This is a genomic window from Chitinophaga sp. Hz27, assembly GCF_042263525.1.
GTDB lineage: Bacteria > Bacteroidota > Bacteroidia > Chitinophagales > Chitinophagaceae > Chitinophaga.
Genome location: NZ_JBHKFJ010000006.1, coordinates 1 through 16,467 on the forward strand (window position 1 = coordinate 1; position 16,467 = coordinate 16,467).

Genomic DNA, 16,467 nt, shown 5'->3' on the forward strand with positions numbered 1-16,467 from the left:
TGCAAGGAGGCTTTAAATACAACTGAGAGTGTTTTTCCTTTGGGCATATCATACGAACGGAAAAAACTGTCTAAGAGATTTCCCCCCCCCAAAAAAAAAGAGGGTGCCTTTTGAGACACCCTCCTCGCATTTCCTGCAATGCCGAAAGTGCGCAAAAAATAAATCTTAATTATACTTGAAAAGTCGGATACATCAACTGATAATTCCTCAACGCATGACTCGTGGTAGAACCATAATGCCTGCCTATAGGAATCGAAATTTTATTAATCTCTATCTCATTACTGGTATACTTCTCTATCTTCGGAATAGACACAATGAATGAACGATGTATCCTTACAAACATTGCCTCTGGCAGCTTTTCCTCCATTTCTGAAATAGAATGGTAGGTTTTGAAAACCTCTTTGCTCGTATTTATCAACAGGTAATTTTTCTGTGATTCAAAATATAAGATATCATCTAAATAAATCTTCACCATCTTCTTATCACATTTGATAAAGATAAAAGGAGATTCTTTTTCTGGTTCCTGTTTAGGTGCCGGCGTAGGTTCTGCTATCTGCTTATCTAATTTTATGAAACGGTTGATCGCTTTCAGAAAGCGTTCGAATGGAATAGGTTTCAGCAAAAAATCTACGGCATCCAGGTCGAAACCATCTACTGCATACTCTGCATGGGCAGTGGTGAAAATGACATTGGGCGCGGGCGCCAGCGACCTTATAAAATCTACACCAGAAATACCTGGTAAGTTGATATCTGTAAAAATCAGGTCTATCTTATTCGTGTTTAAGCAGCGCATCGCCTGTGTACCACTGGTGAAAGTGCCCACCAGATGCAGCATTTCCACCCGGCTGATATAAAGCTCCAACAAGTCAGCAGCCGGCTTTTCATCTTCGATGATAATACAGTTAATACTATTGCTCATTCGTTTCTAATTTCAATTTCAGGTACACAAAATAACTATCCTCATCCTGGGAGATTTTCAAGATATGATTTTCTCCATATATAAGATTCAGTCTGCGTTTTACATTTTCCAATCCTACACCACCTCCTGTATGCAGCTGGTGGCCGGAATGCCCCAGAATAGCACTGTTTTCAATTCTCGCCGTTAGCCATTCTTCCCGGATAGAAATACTGATGGTAATCCAGCTATCTCCATGCTCATTAGGCATACAGTGTTTGAAGCAGTTTTCTACAAAAGTCATGAGAATAAAAGGTTCCATGAACTTATTTTCCCGCGCACCTTCCACATGAAAACTAATCTGCTGGTATTGATTAAAGCGCACTTTTTGCAGGCTGATATAATCTTCCAGGTATTGAATTTCTTTATCAAGTGGTACACTGCGGGTGTTAATCTCATATATGGAAAATCGCAGGAGGGAAGACATGCGGCTTACTATTTCTGCAGACTCCGGCGAGGTAACCAAAGTTTTTGCATATAAAGTATTCAACACATTAAAGATAAAATGAGGATGGAACTGGTTACGTAAAACAATCAGTTCTGCCTGCGATTTCTCTTCGGCCATGCGCATAGAGCGATGTTGCTCCCGCATCCAGTTATAGAAGAGTTTTACAGAGAAAGGAATCGTTACCACAAACTGTAATTTAAACACACTATAGATGTATGGCGCAGCACTCAATAGTGGTTCCTTTTTCCAATCGGTAAGAAAATACTCGAGTATAAAAGTATTATCAAGATATCGTTGTATGACTGCGAAGAGGAGTATCAGTGGAATATAGATCAATATAAACAGCCATATTTTCTTCTTAAATAAGAACTGTTCTACCAGTACTTCCAATACAATCGTAACGAACAGTATGCGCATAGGCAAACTAATGATCTCGGAAGCAAAAGCATTCCTGAAATCATGGTCGGGACCAGCCTGTACACATCCGAAAATAATCAGGTAAAGTACCCAGTAGATGGCATATACACTCTTCTTACCGAGTCGAGAGCGCGGAATATCAATCATAATTGCCTGCAAAAATACCATTTAAGCTAAAGAATAATCGCCAAACAACCATTTTTTTATACGAACGACATCAATTCTTATACTAAATGCACTTTTTTAATACTGATGTTTTATGTCATACTTAAAGTGTTGTAAGTATAAGCTCCTTCTTTATTGGTGCGGGTTTACATAAATTGCCACACTGAAATTTAAAGTTCCACTATTCGATTCCACTATGAGGAAATTGCTGATCGCCGGACTGCTGTCGTTGTGTTCTACTTATTATGCCTATGCCGGGCAACCTGAAGTCTACCCGACCAACTGGTGGACAGGTATGAAACATAATAAAATACAGTTAATTTTAAAAAGTGAGGATTCCGAATTTAACAAATCTAAAATATCTGTTAATTATTCCGGAATTACTATTCTTGGTACGCATACTTTCGAGAATGCAAAGTATATAGCGGTTGATATCCTTATCAGCGATGCCGCCAAGCCAGGAAATGTAGACTTTCTTTGTCAGAAGAATGCAAAAACAACGCATATCAGCTGGCCGCTAAAAGCCCGTAAAGGTACGCCAGGAAAAGACTTTGCCCAGGGCGTATCCCAGGCTGATATGATCTATCTGCTCATGCCCGACCGCTTTAGCAATGGTAATACTGCAAATGATAAAGTACCCGGACTCAGAGATCAGTCGTTGGATCGTACGGATTATTATGCACGTCATGGTGGCGACTTTCAGGGCGTTATCAATCACCTGGACTACTTCAAACAACTCGGCGTTACCGCCATATGGATGACGCCAGTGATGGAGAATGATATGCCTAACCGCACAGAACATGGCTATGCGATCACCAACCATTATAAAATAGATCCGAGATATGGGGGAGATGCTGCTTATAAAAAGCTCAGCGACACCCTGCATAAATCAGGTATGAAACTGGTACAGGACGCGGTTTACAACCATACCGGTACTTATCATTTTCTGGTGCAGGACCTACCCGCTAAAGACTGGCTGAATCAATGGCCGGTATTTACAGCTACCAATGCACGTGAGCAATCCCTCTTTGATCCGCATGCTTCCGAAATAGACCGCCGTCGTATGACAGATGGATGGTTTGTAAAGGAGATGCCCGACTGGAATCAGAAGAACCCATATGTCGCGAATTTTATTATAGAAAATGCCATCTGGTATGTAGAAGAATTTGGGGTAGATGCCATTCGTGTAGATACCTATACTTATAACGATGCGCAATTCTCTAACAACTGCAACCAGGCACTGATGGACGAGTATCCCGCCATCAGCATATTCGGAGAGATTTTAGTGCAGAACGTTCCTAACCAGGTGTACTTCGTACAAAATAATATCAATACTCCTTTTAAAAGCAATCTGGAAGGTGTAGTCGATTTTCAATGCCTGTTCAATGGCATTGCGCCGGCGCTGACGCAGGAGCCAGACTGGAATAGCGGCGTTGCACAACTCTACAATGTACTTAGCTACGATTATTTATACAAAGATCCTACGCATAACGTACTTTTGCTGGATAATCACGATCTCGACAGATTTGCAAGCCGTATCCACGGCGACGTAGCCAAACAGAAAATCGCTTATACCTGGCTGCTCACCAGCAGAGGTATCCCGCAGCTGTACTACGGTTCTGAAGTGCTGATGAAAGGAGAGAAAAAACCGGATGGCCTCGTTCGCCTCGACTTCCCCGGAGGATGGGCAAACGACCAACGCAATGCGTTTACCGGTAAAGGTATGAATGGAGATGAACTGGCAGTACAAAACCTGGTTAAGCAACTGGGTACATTCCGTAAAACATCTTCCGCCCTTACAAAAGGCAAATTAATGCAGTACGCGCCTGAAAATGGCCTGTATGTCTATTTCCGCTATGATGATCACCAAACCATCATGTGCGTGATGAATACTGCAAAAGAGTCAAGAAAACTGGATGTTAATTATTATAATGAACGAACCGGTGGATTTTCATCTGCCAGAGATGTCATTACTGATAAAGTATATAAACTGGATAATAGCTTAGAAATCCCTGCCATGCAGGAATGGGTACTTGAATTGAGCAAATAAAAATATTACTGATGCCACTTTTTTGTATTACTGATAATAAATCTCACCCAAATTCTACTTACGTTATGAAGAAGTTTTACAATCGGCTTTTCGTATGTGCGTTACTGTTACTTTGCGGCGTATTCTCCGCTCAGGCGCAAGCGCAGATCACCGGGAAGGTAACCGATGCCGCCACCGGCGAATCCCTGCCTGGAGTGAGTATCCAGATAAAAGGTACTTCACGCGGTACTCAATCGGACGCTCAGGGACATTATACTATTGGAGGTACCAATGCTTCCACTGTACTTGTTTTCTCCTTCCTCGGTAAAGTACCTAAAGAAATCACCATTGGTACCCAGCAATCCATCAACATTCAACTGTCTGACGATAAACACCAGCTCCAGGAAGCAGTGGTAATCGGTTATGGTACCCAGAAGAAAAAAGAAGTCGGTGGAAGTATCACCACCATTTCTTCCAAAGATTTTCAAAAAGGAAATATTCAATCGCCCGACCAGCTGATCGTTGGTAAGGTAGCAGGTGTTTCCGTAACTTCAAATAGTGGTCAGCCAGGCGTAGGTAGCACCATCCGCATTCGTGGTGGTTCTTCCCTCAATGCCAGCAACGACCCGCTCTACGTAATAGATGGCGTGCCTTTAAGCGGTTCCGGCATCAATGGCGCACCAAACCCTCTGTCGCTCATCAACCCTAACGATATCGAGAGTCTCACCATCCTCAAAGATGCTGCTGCTACTGCGATCTATGGCTCAAGAGCTTCCAACGGTGTTATCATGATCACCACTAAAAAAGGTACTTCCGGCACACCAAAAATTACTTTTAATACCAACATCGCTGTCGGAAAAATCAATAAAATGATCGACGCACTGAGCGCGGATCAATTCCGCCAGTACGTTGATTCACTGGGCACACCTGCACAAAAAGCCATGATGGGTAATGCCAGCACTAACTGGCAGAAAGAAATCTACCGCACTTCCATCTCCAATGATAATAACCTCAGCATCGCTGGTGCAGTAAAAAATATGCCTTACCGCGTATCTGCTGACTTCAGCAATCAAACCGGTACACTGATCACCGACAACCTGAAACGTTCTTTCCTTAGCGTGAACCTGAACCCTCAGTTCTTCGATCATCATCTGAAAGTAAACATCAGCGCCAAAGGTGTTATCAGTAAAGCGCATTATGCGAACCAGGGTGCAATCATAAACGCAGTACAGTTTGATCCTACCCAGCCGGTATACGACTCCAGCAGTCCTTTCGGTGGCTACTGGGAATGGTATACCAAAGATGCTAACGGCGGTGTAACGCTCAACCCGAATGCGCCAAGAAACCCGGTATCCCTGATCCGCATGCAGGATAACAATAGCCAGGTACAACGTAGCTATGGTAATATCGAACTGGATTACAGATTCCATTTCCTCCCAGACTTACGGGCTAACTTAAACCTGGGCTACGATGTTTCCAAAGGAAGCGGTACCACCTTCGTGCCCGCAAACGCTGCACAGGCTTATACCACCGGTGGTCAGAACAATAGCTTCCTGCAGAAGATCAATAACAAAGTAGGGGAGTTCTATCTGAACTATGTTAAAACAATTCCTTCAATCAAAAGTAACATCAACGTATTGGCAGGTTACGGTTATTACGATAACGCCACCACCAACTACAACTACGCCAGCTTCAACGCTAAAGGTGATACCATCGAAGGAAGTACCCCTAAATTCCCTTTCGATATTCCGCGTAATACCCTCATCTCTTACTATGGTCGTTTGATCTATAGCTTTGATGATAAATATATTTTCACCGGATCTTTACGTACAGATGGATCTTCCCGTTTTGCACGTGAAAACCGCTGGGGCGTTTTCCCTTCTGCAGCATTAACCTGGAGAATGAACAAAGAAAATTTCCTGTCTGACAGCAAAACCTTGTCTGACCTGAAACTGCGCCTGAGCTATGGTATCACCGGTAACCAGGATGGCATCGCCAACTATTCCTATATGGCAATCTATTCTACCAGTACCAACTCCAGCATGTACCAATTTGGAAACAACTGGTATAACATGATGTCGCCAGCGGCATACGATAAAAATATCAAGTGGGAGCAAACAGCTACCTGGAATGGCGGCCTGGACTTCGGCTTCCTGCAGGATCGCCTGAGAGGTTCTGTAGACGTGTATTACAAGAAAACAAAAAACCTGCTGAATACTGTTCCTATTCCAATCGGTTCTAACTTCAGTAATCAGATCCTGACTAACGTAGGTAACATCGAAAATAAAGGTATAGAACTGAACATCGGCGCTACGCCAATCCAGAAGGGTAAACTCACCTGGGATGTGAACTTCAACCTTACCTATAACAACAATAAGATCACTAACCTGACTGCTGTTACCGATTCCAGCTTCGTGGGTAACCTCACCGGCGGTATCACTGGTGGTACTGGTCAAACTATACAGATCCATTCTGTTGGCTACAATACCTTCTCTTACTATGTTTACAAACAAGTATACGATGCAAACGGTAAACCAATCGAAGGTGTATACGAAGATCTGAACCACGATGGTGTGATCAACGAAAAAGATATGTACCGTTACAAATCACCAGCAGCTAAAGTATTCTTAGGCTTCAGCACTTCTGTGGCTTATGATCGCTGGACACTCAGCACTTCTCTGCGCGCTAGTTTCGGCAACTACGTATACAACAACGTAGCGTCCAACTTCGGTGTAAGAAGAAATATCCTGAACCCACTGGGCCTGCTGAATAACAGTACTACTGATATCTACAAAACTAACTTCTTCAATAACCAATACCAGTCAGATTATTACATACAGAATGCTTCTTTCCTCCGTATGGATAACCTGAGCCTTGGTTATAATTTTGGCGCGTTGTTCAGAAACACCGCACACCTGCGCCTAAATGCTACTGTTCAGAATGTGTTTACGATTACGAAGTATAAAGGACTTGATCCTGAAGTGAATGGTGGTATTGACTATAACTTATACCCAAGGTCCAGAGTATTTACACTGGGAGCTAATCTTGAGTTTTAATTAAAAAATTTAGCAAGATGAAAAAGAACTTTCTCAAAATATGCATCTGCGTGGCTATTGCCGGTTTAAGCTCCTGCACCAAGGACCTGGACAGAACACCTACTAATGCCACTACCTCCGAAGTAGCTTATTCTACAATGGATGGATATAAACAAGTACTCGCTAAAGTATATGGTAGCTTTGCCCTTACAGGTAATACCGGTACCAGTTCTTCTGACCTGGCTGGCATTGATCCTGGACAGGCGGATTTCCTTCGCTTGTATTGGAATGCACAGGAACTGCCTACCGAAGAAGCGATGTGCGTATGGAATGATCCTGGAATCCCGGACTTCCATTACATGAACTGGACCAGCAACAACGTTTTGCTGGCAGCGCTTTACAATCGTAGTCTTTTCCATATCACTGTTGCCAATGAATTCTTACGTGAGTCTACAGACGATAAAATCGCTTCCCGTGGTTTTACTGGTAAAGATGCCGATGATATCCGCACATTCCGTGCAGAAGCCCGTTATCTGCGTGCTTTTGAATACTGGGTGCTGATGGATTTGTTTGGTAATCCTCCTTTTGTAACAGAAAAAGATCCTATCGGTAAATATATTCCGCCTCAGACAACCCGTGCAGAGTTGTTTAAGTATGTGGAGTCTGAGTTGCTGGCGATTGAGCCACTGGTGATGAAGCCAAGAAGTAATGATTACGCACGTGTAGATCAGGGCGCAGTATGGGCTTTGCTCGCACGCTTGTATCTCAACGCAGAAGTTTATCTCGGCAAAGGAAATGCGAAATATACCGAGGCTATCACTTATTCTTCCAAGGTAATTGCGGCAGGATATGGCCTGAAAGCTAATTATAATGAGCTTTTCCTGGCAGACAATGATGTCAATAATCCTGAGATCATTTTGCCAATTGCATATGATGGGGTAAAAACACAGAACAACGGAGGAACTACCTTTATTATCAATGCGGCGGTAAACGGCGCTATGAACCCAGCTTCCTTTGGTATCCCTGGTGGTGGATGGGGTGGTAACAGAAGTACATCTGGATTGCCATTACTGTTTACCGATTACAGCGGTGCTACTGATAAAAGAGCGATGTTCTATGGAGATAAACTGAACATCGATGATGTATCACAGTTTGCAGATGGTTTACGTGTAACCAAATTCAGAAACGTAACTTCTACAGGTGTTACGCCTTCAGCGCCTGGTGGTGCTTTCTGCTCTGTAGATTTCCCACTGTTTCGTTTGGCAGAACAATACCTGATCTATGCAGAAGCGGTGAAAAGAGGTGGTACCGGTGGAGATGCGGCTACCGCTACCACTTACATCAACAACTTACGTGAACGTGCCTACGGAAATAAAACCGGCGATATCAGCAGCTATACACTGGATGATGTGCTGGCAGAGAGAGGAAGAGAATTGTATTGGGAAGGTTTCCGCCGTACAGACCTCATCCGATTTGATAAGTTTACTGCTTCCAGCTATGTATGGCCTTGGAAGGGTGGGGTAAAAGATGGTAAAGGTGTGGAGTCTTTCCGCACGCTATACCCGCTGCCTGCCACAGATCTGACAGCAAATCCATCTCTCCACCAGAACAACGGTTATTAATCGCAGTAAAAACAACACGTTAACATGAAAACATCATTCTTTAAATATATCATCGCTGGTCTTTTTGCTGCGGCCCTGTGGTCATGCAAAAAAGATGAGATAAAAACAGTAGCGCAGCCTGGTTCTGCGCCTACACTCACCGCTTCTGCCGATACTGCGGTACTGTTGAAAGATCACGTATCAGATGCGGCAGTAACATTTAAATGGAATACTTCCAGCTTTGGCTACAGCGCTGTGGTAAAGTATAGCCTTCAATTTGCTAAGAAGGGTACCAACTTCGCCAATGTAAAGGAAGTATCGATAGATACGCTTGCAAAAACCTTTACTGTAGGCGATTTAAATACAATTGCCAATGCGTTGGAAATAGATAATGGCGTACTAACAGGCATGGATGTACGTGTTAAAGCATTTATCAGTGCCAATTTCGAGCCTGCCTATTCCAATACCACCGTATTGGTGGTGTCTTCCTACCTCGACCTGATCGATTATCCAGCGATGTATTCGCCGGGTGATTACCAGGGCTGGGATCCGGCGACATCCGCTAAGCTGGCCTCCCTGAAATCTGATAAGGCTTATGAAGGCTACGCCAACTTCACAAACGCCACAACCTCTTTTAAATTTACTTCAGTGGCTGGCTGGGATGGTACCAACTACGGCGGCACCAGTGTAAACAACGCAGGTGTGCTTTCACCTACCGGCGAAAATCTGCAGGTAACAGGAGCAGGATATTACTTCCTGCAGCTTGACCTCGGCACCAATGCATGGTCTGCTACCAAAACTACCTGGTCTATGATTGGTGATGCTGCTGGTGGCTGGGATAAAGATGTGGAATTGACCTATGATGCTACCAGGAAAGTTTGGACAGCAACAGTGGATATGTCTGCCGGCGCCTTTAAATTCAGGGCTAACCACGCCTATGATATCAACTATGGTGATAATAAACCTTCAGATCCATTCCTGAACAGAGATGGTTCTAATATAACTGTTACAGATGCGGGTACTTACGAGGTAACGCTCAACCTGAGCATTCCTGGTAACTATTCTTATTCGATGAAGAAAAAATAAGTATTGTAGTGGGGGCAGATCTGGATAATCTGCCCCGTTATTTATAATTAAGGGCAAACGGAACAAAGGGCCGTCTCTACTGAGTAGAGATGGCCTTTTGATTTTTTATTTGAATGGAGATTAAAAATCCCGCAGATTGCCCTAAATTTGCGGCCCCAATCCGATAGGGAATGGGGTTATATTTGGGTTAATTCCTACTTCAGGGAAAGAAAAGCTCAGCATGAGGAAAGCGGCAATTTATTTGTCTGATTCTTGCTACAGTATTGTGTATGAGGGAAATATTTCCCTTGTTATACAATGATTTTCAAGGGAGAATTCCGGGAAAGTTTCCTTTTTTCTGCCTTAACTGTAACATTCTGAGAACCAAAATTGTAATTTAGCGGGATGGTTATGCCTTATTCGTAGCTACGTATAGGCATAATTGATATAATTTAAAAACGGCAAAATGGATTCCAGCAACGGACAACCGGAGAAACCAGTCGTGTCCAAAGGACTAGATAATTTCTTCTTCGACATATTCAAGATATTCCAGTTTATTAAACGCTTCTTTAAAGAGGCGTTACGTCCTCCGCTGGAAGTAAGAGAGTTCATTCGTCAGTGTTACCAGGTAGGATATCGTTCCCTGGCACTGATAACCATGACAGGTTTTATTACTGGTCTGGTATTTACCAAACAATCCCGTCCTTCTCTTTCTGAATTTGGGGCAACCTCCTGGCTCCCTTCGTTGATCGCCATTGCAGTAGTACGTGCATTGGCGCCACTGGTAACCTCCCTCATCTGTGCTGGTAAGGTAGGATCATCTATCGGTGCGGAGCTGGCTTCTATGAAGGTGACCGAACAGATCGACGCCATGGAAGTTTCGGCGATCAATCCTTTTAAATTTCTTGTGGTAACCAGGGTACTGGCTACCACCGTCTGCATACCTGTTCTTGTCTGCTATACTGGTTTGGTAGCATTGCTGGGTTCCTACCTGGACGTGCATTTGAACGAACATACCAGTTTCATTACCTTTTTCCAGGACGCATTTAAGAATATTACCTTTATGGACTTTGCTACTACCACGGTAAAAGGCATCATGTATGGCTTTACCATTGGTATAGTAGGCTGTTTTCAGGGTTATAAGGCTTCTCAGGGTACACAAGGCGTGGGTAAAGCTGCTAACGTTTCCGTAGTAGTATCCATGTTCCTCATCTTCCTGGAAGAAGTGATTATTGTTCAGGTGGCAAACTCTTTCAGATAGTATGAAAAATTTCACTCCCAATATCGACTGGCAGGAAAAAATGATCGATGTCAAAGATCTCTATAAATCTTTTGGCACCAATCATGTATTACGTGGCATCGACCTCCAGGTATATAAAGGAGAAAACGTGGTGGTGCTCGGAAGATCAGGTACCGGTAAATCAGTTCTGATCAAAATCATGGTAGCATTGCTATATCCTGATGCCGGACAGGTGAATGTACTGGGCCAGGAAGTACCTACATTGGGCATTCGTGAATTACGCGAGCTGCGCTTAAAAGTAGGTTTCTGCTTCCAGAACGGCGCCCTCTATGATAGTATGACGGTAGGAGAAAACCTCGCTTTCCCACTCAAACGCAATACACCTGGTATTACCAGAGGTAAGGTGAAGCAAATGGTGGAAACGGTATTGGATGCAGTAGGTCTTTCTCAGACGCTGAACCAGATGCCGGCAGAACTCTCCGGCGGCCAGCGCAAACGTATCGGTATCGCACGAACGCTGATCCTTCGCCCCGACATCATGCTGTATGATGAGCCTACCGCCGGATTGGACCCAATCACCTGTACAGAAATCAATAACCTTATCAACGAAGTACAACAGCGATATAATACCACCTCCATCATCATCACACATGATCTCACCTGCGCAAAAGCAGTAGGAGATACCATCGTTGTAATGAAAGAAGGTAAATTCATCAAACGCGGACCTTTCGATGAAGTGTTCCAGGCTGATGATGAACTGATCAGGGAGTTTTATGACTATAATTTTATTCAGTAATTTATGAAAGATACAAGCAACAGAAGGGCTGTCATTGTAGGGATATTCATCCTTATTGGTGTCCTCATTTTTATTGCTGCCATCCTTACCCTTGGCGGACAAAAGAAGACTTTTGTTTCTGCCGTTCAGGTAAAGGCAATATTTAAAGATGTGAACGGCCTCTCAGAAGGTAACAACGTTTGGTACTCCGGTGTGAAAGTAGGTACAGTGAAGAGAATCAATTTCATGAAACACGACGAGATCCTCGTAGTGATGAACGTCGAAAAAAGCGCCGCTAAATACATTCACAAAGACGTAGAAGTAAAAGTAAGCTCCGACGGCTTTGTTGGTAATAAAATCGTTGCCCTTTCCGGCGGCTCCGAAAAAATGCCTGCTATCGAAGATGGTGACCAGCTGAACGTAGCCACCACCGTTAGCACCGATGATATCATGAATACCCTCCAGGTAAACAACAAAAGCCTGGTAGAAATCACCGGCAACCTGAAAGTAATCACCAAAAGACTGGTAGACGGCCAGGGCAGCATCGGTAAACTGCTCAACGACGAAACCCTGTACAACGAATTAAACGCTACCATGGCTTCGCTGCAGAAATCTGCCTCCAATACCCAACGCCTCACCGAAGGACTGGCAGCATACGCTGGTAAACTGAGAACCCCTGGTTCACTATCTAATGACCTGGTAACAGATACCGTTGTATTTGCCCACTTGCGCAGTACCATCGGACAGCTCAATGAAGTAGCCGCTAACGCCAACTCCATGGTAGAAAGCCTGAAAGCAACTTCCGCGAGTCTTAACACCAACCTGACCACCAGCAATACTCCTGCAGGCGTACTGCTCAACGATAAACAAACCGCTGACAACCTGAAAGCGACCATCCAGAACCTCAGTACTTCTACTGCTAAACTGGATACCAATATGACCGCGCTGCAACATAATTTCCTGCTCCGTGGCTATTTCCGCAAACAGGCGAAGAAAGCTGCCAAGGAAGCTAAAAAAGCCGCCAAAGAAGCCGGCAAACAACAATAACAGACCATGATGGAGGTCAGCAGTTATTTAAGTACTTTTGCTGTCTGACTTTAATTCCAACATGAACATCAGTATCAACAAGTATATCAGTGACACGGGCTTTTGCAGCCGAAGAGAGGCAGACAAACTAATAGAACAGGCACGTGTCACCATCAATGATAATATCGCCTCCAAGGGAGACCGCGTTCAACCTGGCGATGTGGTAGAGGTAGACGGTGAACCACTCAAAAAGAAGAAGACCACCGTCTACATCGCCCTGAATAAGCCCAAAGGTATTACCTGCACCACCGATACCAAGGATAAAACCAATATCGTTGATTTTATCAACTATTCTTCCCGTATCTTCCCGATAGGCCGCCTGGATAAGCTCTCCGAAGGATTGATATTCCTGACAAACGACGGTGACATCGTTAATAAAATCCTCCGTGCCGGTAACCAGCACGAAAAAGAATATATTGTTACCGTAGATAAACCTATTAACCTGGAATTTATCAAAGCAATGAGAAGTGGTGTCCGCATACTCGGTACTACCACGCTTCCGGCTTTCGTAAAACAGGAAGGAACCAATCGATTCAGGATCATATTGACACAAGGTCTCAACCGCCAGATCAGGCGCATGTGCGAAGTGCTGGGCTATAATGTAACTGCCCTGAAACGTATTCGTATCATGAATATCGCCCTGAAAGACCTTGCTCCCGGCAAATGGCGCTATTTTACCAAAGACGAAATAACAACCATCAGCAACATGGTCGCCACCAGCAGTAAAACACAGCAAGGTGGCAATGATGCAGGTGGTATGGACGAGTAACACCAGACTAACCATTTTTACTATGGACCTCAACTTTAATTCAACATATCAGGCAGCGGTGAAAGTGGCAGAACCAGTGGCCACACACCTTCAGCTGCATATGGATAGCGCACAGGAAAACGGCGAAGAAAACCTCGCCACTGTTCCATCTGCAAAAATAATTGAACGCATTATTGATATTGCCTTCTGGGCCAGCCTGCGTAGAGAAGAAGGTAATGCCACCCGCATATCGCTGGCTTTCATGCAGCCAGGACAAGCAGGAAAACCTATGCTGTTTGCCCAGCGACTGCCACTGACGCCAACAGTACTCACCAAATTGGCCCCAGGCGTAGAAAGACCCGGCATCCATATCGGTATTTGGTACGAAGGTACCGACTTGTATATCTGGGGTACCACCACCAAATTACCCAACCTCTGTTTCGTACTAGACGTGGCCGAACCCGGACTGCTGGTAGTAAAGCAAAGAAGACTCCTGGGCCTGGGCAAGTTCACCAATATCGCCGTACTGAAAGGCGATCAGGTGAAAATTGTAGATGAAGGATGCAGCATGAAAAAAGACGTGCCGGAAATACTCAGTTCCCTGCTCGGTCATAAAACCTCTTCCGTCTGGAACAACGGCACCAATGTATTGATCCAGATAGCCGTGTCCATGCGCGCTCACGGAAAAGGTGGTATTTTACTGGTAACGCAGGCATGCAATAACAGCTGGAAAGATTCCATCATTCAGCCCTTACAATACCCGGTATCACCCGCCTTCACTGGCGTGGCCGACCTGGTAAAACAGGATGGTACTAATGTGAGTGAGATCTTCTGGCAGAATGCCCTCAGAAGAGAAGTGGAAAACGTTTCCGGACTAACAGCCGTAGACGGTGCTACCATCATCAATGACAGGCACGAGTTGCTGGCCTTCGGTGCTAAGATCACACGTTCCTATAATTCTACTGTGGTAGAACAGGTAATCATGCTGGAACCTATACAAGGCGGCAAACCGCAGGTATTACATTCTTCTGCAATAGGAGGAACACGTCACCTTTCTGCTGCGCAGTTTATACATGACCAGCGTAATTGCCTGGCATTGGTAGCTTCCCAGGATGGATATTTCACCATCTTCTCCTGGTCGCCCACCCAGCAAATGGTGCAGGCACATCGCATCGATATCCTGCTAATGTAATTCGTTTAGGGCTTAACGTTATAAGCGCGAATTTTCAGGCAGGAGGGAGCGGTTATACCCGATACTTTACCTGTTTTTGTAAGCATACCTGTAGTTTTATTTCTTCGGAAAATGATCAGGTCATTGCTCATCTGATGCGCTACCAGTAGGTAATTCCCTGTAGGATCTATCACAAAATTTCTGGGATGGTTACCTCCGGAAGAAACGCTGGAAATACGCGTGAGCAAGCCGCTACGGGCATCTGCCTTATATATCACTATAATATTTTCATCTCCCCTGGTGCTGACATACAAAAATCTTCCATCGGGGGAGAAATGAATATCTGCACCACCATAGTCTTCCAGCCCAGATGCATTATGCGCAGCTATTGTTTGCATACTATCTAATTTCCCATCAGCATATTTATAAGCTACTACATTGCCGCTGATCTCTTCTACACAATAACCAAATTTACCATTAGGATGAAACTCGAAATGTCGCGGACCTGCGTGTGTGGCTGCCAGCGTGGCTTCCGGGGCATTGGGTGTTAAAGGTGCAATGCCGCTGCCTAGATGGTACCACCAGATTTTATTGGCGCCAAGATCTGGTGCATATACGTATTGCTTATCAGGAGAGAAGCCTATGGAGTGTACATGTGAAGCTTCCTGCCGGGGCAGCGTGCTTTTATGGTTTATTTTTATTGGCTGGGCTGTTTCGCCGATGCTGCCATCCGGCAACAAAGGATGTATACATAAGCTACCGCCGGTGTAATTCGCGTTTACAAGCCATTTATTGGCCTTGTCTGCCATCACATATACTGGATTCTCACCGAAGCTGGATTGGCTGTTTATAAATGCTAGTTTTCCTTGAATACTGTCGAAGCGGTATGCACTCACGGTGCCACCGCCAGGTATTCTGGACTCGGTGGCTGCATATACGAAACGACCATCTGTAGAAGTATTGAGGTACGAAGGATTTACCACATCAGTAATACTACTACTCTTTTTCAAAGTGCCATTATCCGGATTGAAGTGATATATGTAGATGCCTTCCTGTCCTTTATTTTGGTTATAGGAGCCTGCGAAAAGGTAGTATTGTTGGGCAGATGCCGCTGCAGCAGCGAATAGCAAGAATGCGGTACAAATCAGTTTTTGTGGACGTGGAAATAGTTTCGGCATGGTTTCTTATAGAACGTTGGCCACAAATATATCAGAATGCCCTTTTGTTTCATAACAAAAGGGCTGGTTTTTTCAATTTTCAGGGAGTACGCTGTGGTCCATAAAGATGTATTCCCAGAGATGTCCGTCCAGATCCTGGAAGCCTTTGGTATACATCCATCCATGATCCTGCGCTTTGCGCGGGATGGTACCGCCGGCTGCTACGGCCTTACTGGTGATATCATCTACGGCCTCCCTGCTTTCAGCTGAAAGACAAAGTATGGCTTCTGTGACTTTCTTAGCGTCGGCAATAGGTTTGTTGGTGAAGGTCTGGAAGTATTCTTCTACGATCAGCATAAAATAGATACTGTCAGAAATCACCATGCAGGTAGCTTTATGATCAGTAAACTGTGGATTGAATGTATATCCCAGTTTAGTAAAAAACGTAATTGACTGTTGTAGGTCTTTAACCGGTAAATTCACGTATATCTGTGGTGTCGTCATAATCAGCTTTTTGATGCTGTTGCAAACATACTGGGAGTTGCGTCTGGAAACGCTGTGTTTTAGCGACAAAT

At 44.4% G+C, this 16,467-nt stretch carries 13 protein-coding genes; 9 read left to right on the forward strand and 4 right to left on the reverse strand.

The features are described from left to right. Window positions 1-169: 169 nt before the first annotated feature. Window positions 170-919 (reverse strand): LytR/AlgR family response regulator transcription factor, encoded by a 750-nt coding sequence (locus ACE38W_RS14605; RefSeq protein ID WP_375831958.1) that lies wholly within the window; start codon window positions 917-919, stop codon window positions 170-172. Next, window positions 909-1,979, reverse strand: a complete 1,071-nt coding sequence (locus ACE38W_RS14610) for a sensor histidine kinase (RefSeq protein ID WP_375831959.1) — start codon at window positions 1,977-1,979, stop codon at window positions 909-911. The genes ACE38W_RS14605 and ACE38W_RS14610 overlap by 11 nt, the downstream gene beginning before the upstream one ends. Before the next feature lie 202 nt (window positions 1,980-2,181). Here ACE38W_RS14610 and ACE38W_RS14615 point away from each other — a divergent pair, with 202 nt between their 5' ends. From ACE38W_RS14615 to ACE38W_RS14655, 9 genes are all read left to right on the forward strand, one after another. After that, window positions 2,182-4,035, forward strand: a complete 1,854-nt coding sequence (locus ACE38W_RS14615) for an alpha-amylase family glycosyl hydrolase (protein WP_375831961.1) — start codon at window positions 2,182-2,184, stop codon at window positions 4,033-4,035. Between the two features lie 65 nt (window positions 4,036-4,100). Beyond that, complete coding sequence (locus ACE38W_RS14620; RefSeq protein ID WP_375831962.1) at window positions 4,101-7,070, forward strand: SusC/RagA family TonB-linked outer membrane protein; 2,970 nt, start codon at window positions 4,101-4,103, stop codon at window positions 7,068-7,070. 17 nt (window positions 7,071-7,087) lie between these two features. Beyond that, window positions 7,088-8,671: a RagB/SusD family nutrient uptake outer membrane protein gene (locus tag ACE38W_RS14625; protein WP_375831964.1), complete on the forward strand. Its 1,584-nt coding sequence runs from the start codon at window positions 7,088-7,090 to the stop codon at window positions 8,669-8,671. A gap of 24 nt (window positions 8,672-8,695) precedes the next feature. Further along, window positions 8,696-9,736 carry a SusE domain-containing protein gene (locus ACE38W_RS14630; RefSeq protein WP_375831965.1) on the forward strand — a complete coding sequence of 347 codons (1,041 nt, stop codon included), beginning with the start codon at window positions 8,696-8,698 and terminating at the stop codon, window positions 9,734-9,736. Window positions 9,737-10,181: 445 nt separating this feature from the next. Next, window positions 10,182-10,976: an MlaE family ABC transporter permease gene (locus ACE38W_RS14635; RefSeq protein ID WP_375831967.1), complete on the forward strand. Its 795-nt coding sequence runs from the start codon at window positions 10,182-10,184 to the stop codon at window positions 10,974-10,976. Between the two features lies 1 nt (window position 10,977). Then, window positions 10,978-11,751 (forward strand): ABC transporter ATP-binding protein, encoded by a 774-nt coding sequence (locus ACE38W_RS14640; protein WP_375831968.1) that lies wholly within the window; start codon window positions 10,978-10,980, stop codon window positions 11,749-11,751. Between the two features lie 3 nt (window positions 11,752-11,754). Then, window positions 11,755-12,777: an MlaD family protein gene (locus ACE38W_RS14645; protein ID WP_375831969.1), complete on the forward strand. Its 1,023-nt coding sequence runs from the start codon at window positions 11,755-11,757 to the stop codon at window positions 12,775-12,777. A 61-nt stretch (window positions 12,778-12,838) separates the two neighbouring features. Further along, the gene (gene rluF, locus ACE38W_RS14650) at window positions 12,839-13,585 is read left to right on the forward strand and encodes a 23S rRNA pseudouridine(2604) synthase RluF (protein ID WP_375831971.1); all 747 of its coding nucleotides are present in this window, start codon (window positions 12,839-12,841) and stop codon (window positions 13,583-13,585) included. After that, the gene (locus ACE38W_RS14655; RefSeq protein ID WP_375832435.1) at window positions 13,560-14,756 is read left to right on the forward strand and encodes a putative sensor domain DACNV-containing protein; all 1,197 of its coding nucleotides are present in this window, start codon (window positions 13,560-13,562) and stop codon (window positions 14,754-14,756) included. The genes rluF and ACE38W_RS14655 overlap by 26 nt, the downstream gene beginning before the upstream one ends. A gap of 5 nt (window positions 14,757-14,761) precedes the next feature. Here ACE38W_RS14655 and ACE38W_RS14660 read toward each other — a convergent pair whose 3' ends face one another. Then, window positions 14,762-15,913 (reverse strand): lactonase family protein, encoded by a 1,152-nt coding sequence (locus ACE38W_RS14660; RefSeq protein WP_375831972.1) that lies wholly within the window; start codon window positions 15,911-15,913, stop codon window positions 14,762-14,764. 72 nt (window positions 15,914-15,985) lie between these two features. Further along, window positions 15,986-16,396 carry a VOC family protein gene (locus ACE38W_RS14665; protein ID WP_375831974.1) on the reverse strand — a complete coding sequence of 137 codons (411 nt, stop codon included), beginning with the start codon at window positions 16,394-16,396 and terminating at the stop codon, window positions 15,986-15,988. Window positions 16,397-16,467 lie beyond the last annotated feature (71 nt).

Excerpts from the sequence above, each read along its gene's own strand:
- ACE38W_RS14605 (WP_375831958.1), bottom strand. The coding sequence starts at position 919 with ATGAGCAATAGTATTAACTGTATTATCATCGAAGATGAAAAGCCGGCT.
- ACE38W_RS14615 (WP_375831961.1), top strand. The coding sequence starts at position 2,182 with ATGAGGAAATTGCTGATCGCCGGACTGCTGTCGTTGTGTTCTACTTAT.
- ACE38W_RS14620 (WP_375831962.1), top strand. The coding sequence starts at position 4,101 with ATGAAGAAGTTTTACAATCGGCTTTTCGTATGTGCGTTACTGTTACTT.
- ACE38W_RS14625 (WP_375831964.1), top strand. The coding sequence starts at position 7,088 with ATGAAAAAGAACTTTCTCAAAATATGCATCTGCGTGGCTATTGCCGGT.
- ACE38W_RS14630 (WP_375831965.1), top strand. The coding sequence starts at position 8,696 with ATGAAAACATCATTCTTTAAATATATCATCGCTGGTCTTTTTGCTGCG.
- ACE38W_RS14635 (WP_375831967.1), top strand. The coding sequence starts at position 10,182 with ATGGATTCCAGCAACGGACAACCGGAGAAACCAGTCGTGTCCAAAGGA.
- ACE38W_RS14640 (WP_375831968.1), top strand. The coding sequence starts at position 10,978 with ATGAAAAATTTCACTCCCAATATCGACTGGCAGGAAAAAATGATCGAT.
- ACE38W_RS14645 (WP_375831969.1), top strand. The coding sequence starts at position 11,755 with ATGAAAGATACAAGCAACAGAAGGGCTGTCATTGTAGGGATATTCATC.
- rluF (WP_375831971.1), top strand. The coding sequence starts at position 12,839 with ATGAACATCAGTATCAACAAGTATATCAGTGACACGGGCTTTTGCAGC.
- ACE38W_RS14655 (WP_375832435.1), top strand. The coding sequence starts at position 13,560 with ATGATGCAGGTGGTATGGACGAGTAACACCAGACTAACCATTTTTACT.
- ACE38W_RS14660 (WP_375831972.1), bottom strand. The coding sequence starts at position 15,913 with ATGCCGAAACTATTTCCACGTCCACAAAAACTGATTTGTACCGCATTC.
- ACE38W_RS14665 (WP_375831974.1), bottom strand. The coding sequence starts at position 16,396 with ATGACGACACCACAGATATACGTGAATTTACCGGTTAAAGACCTACAA.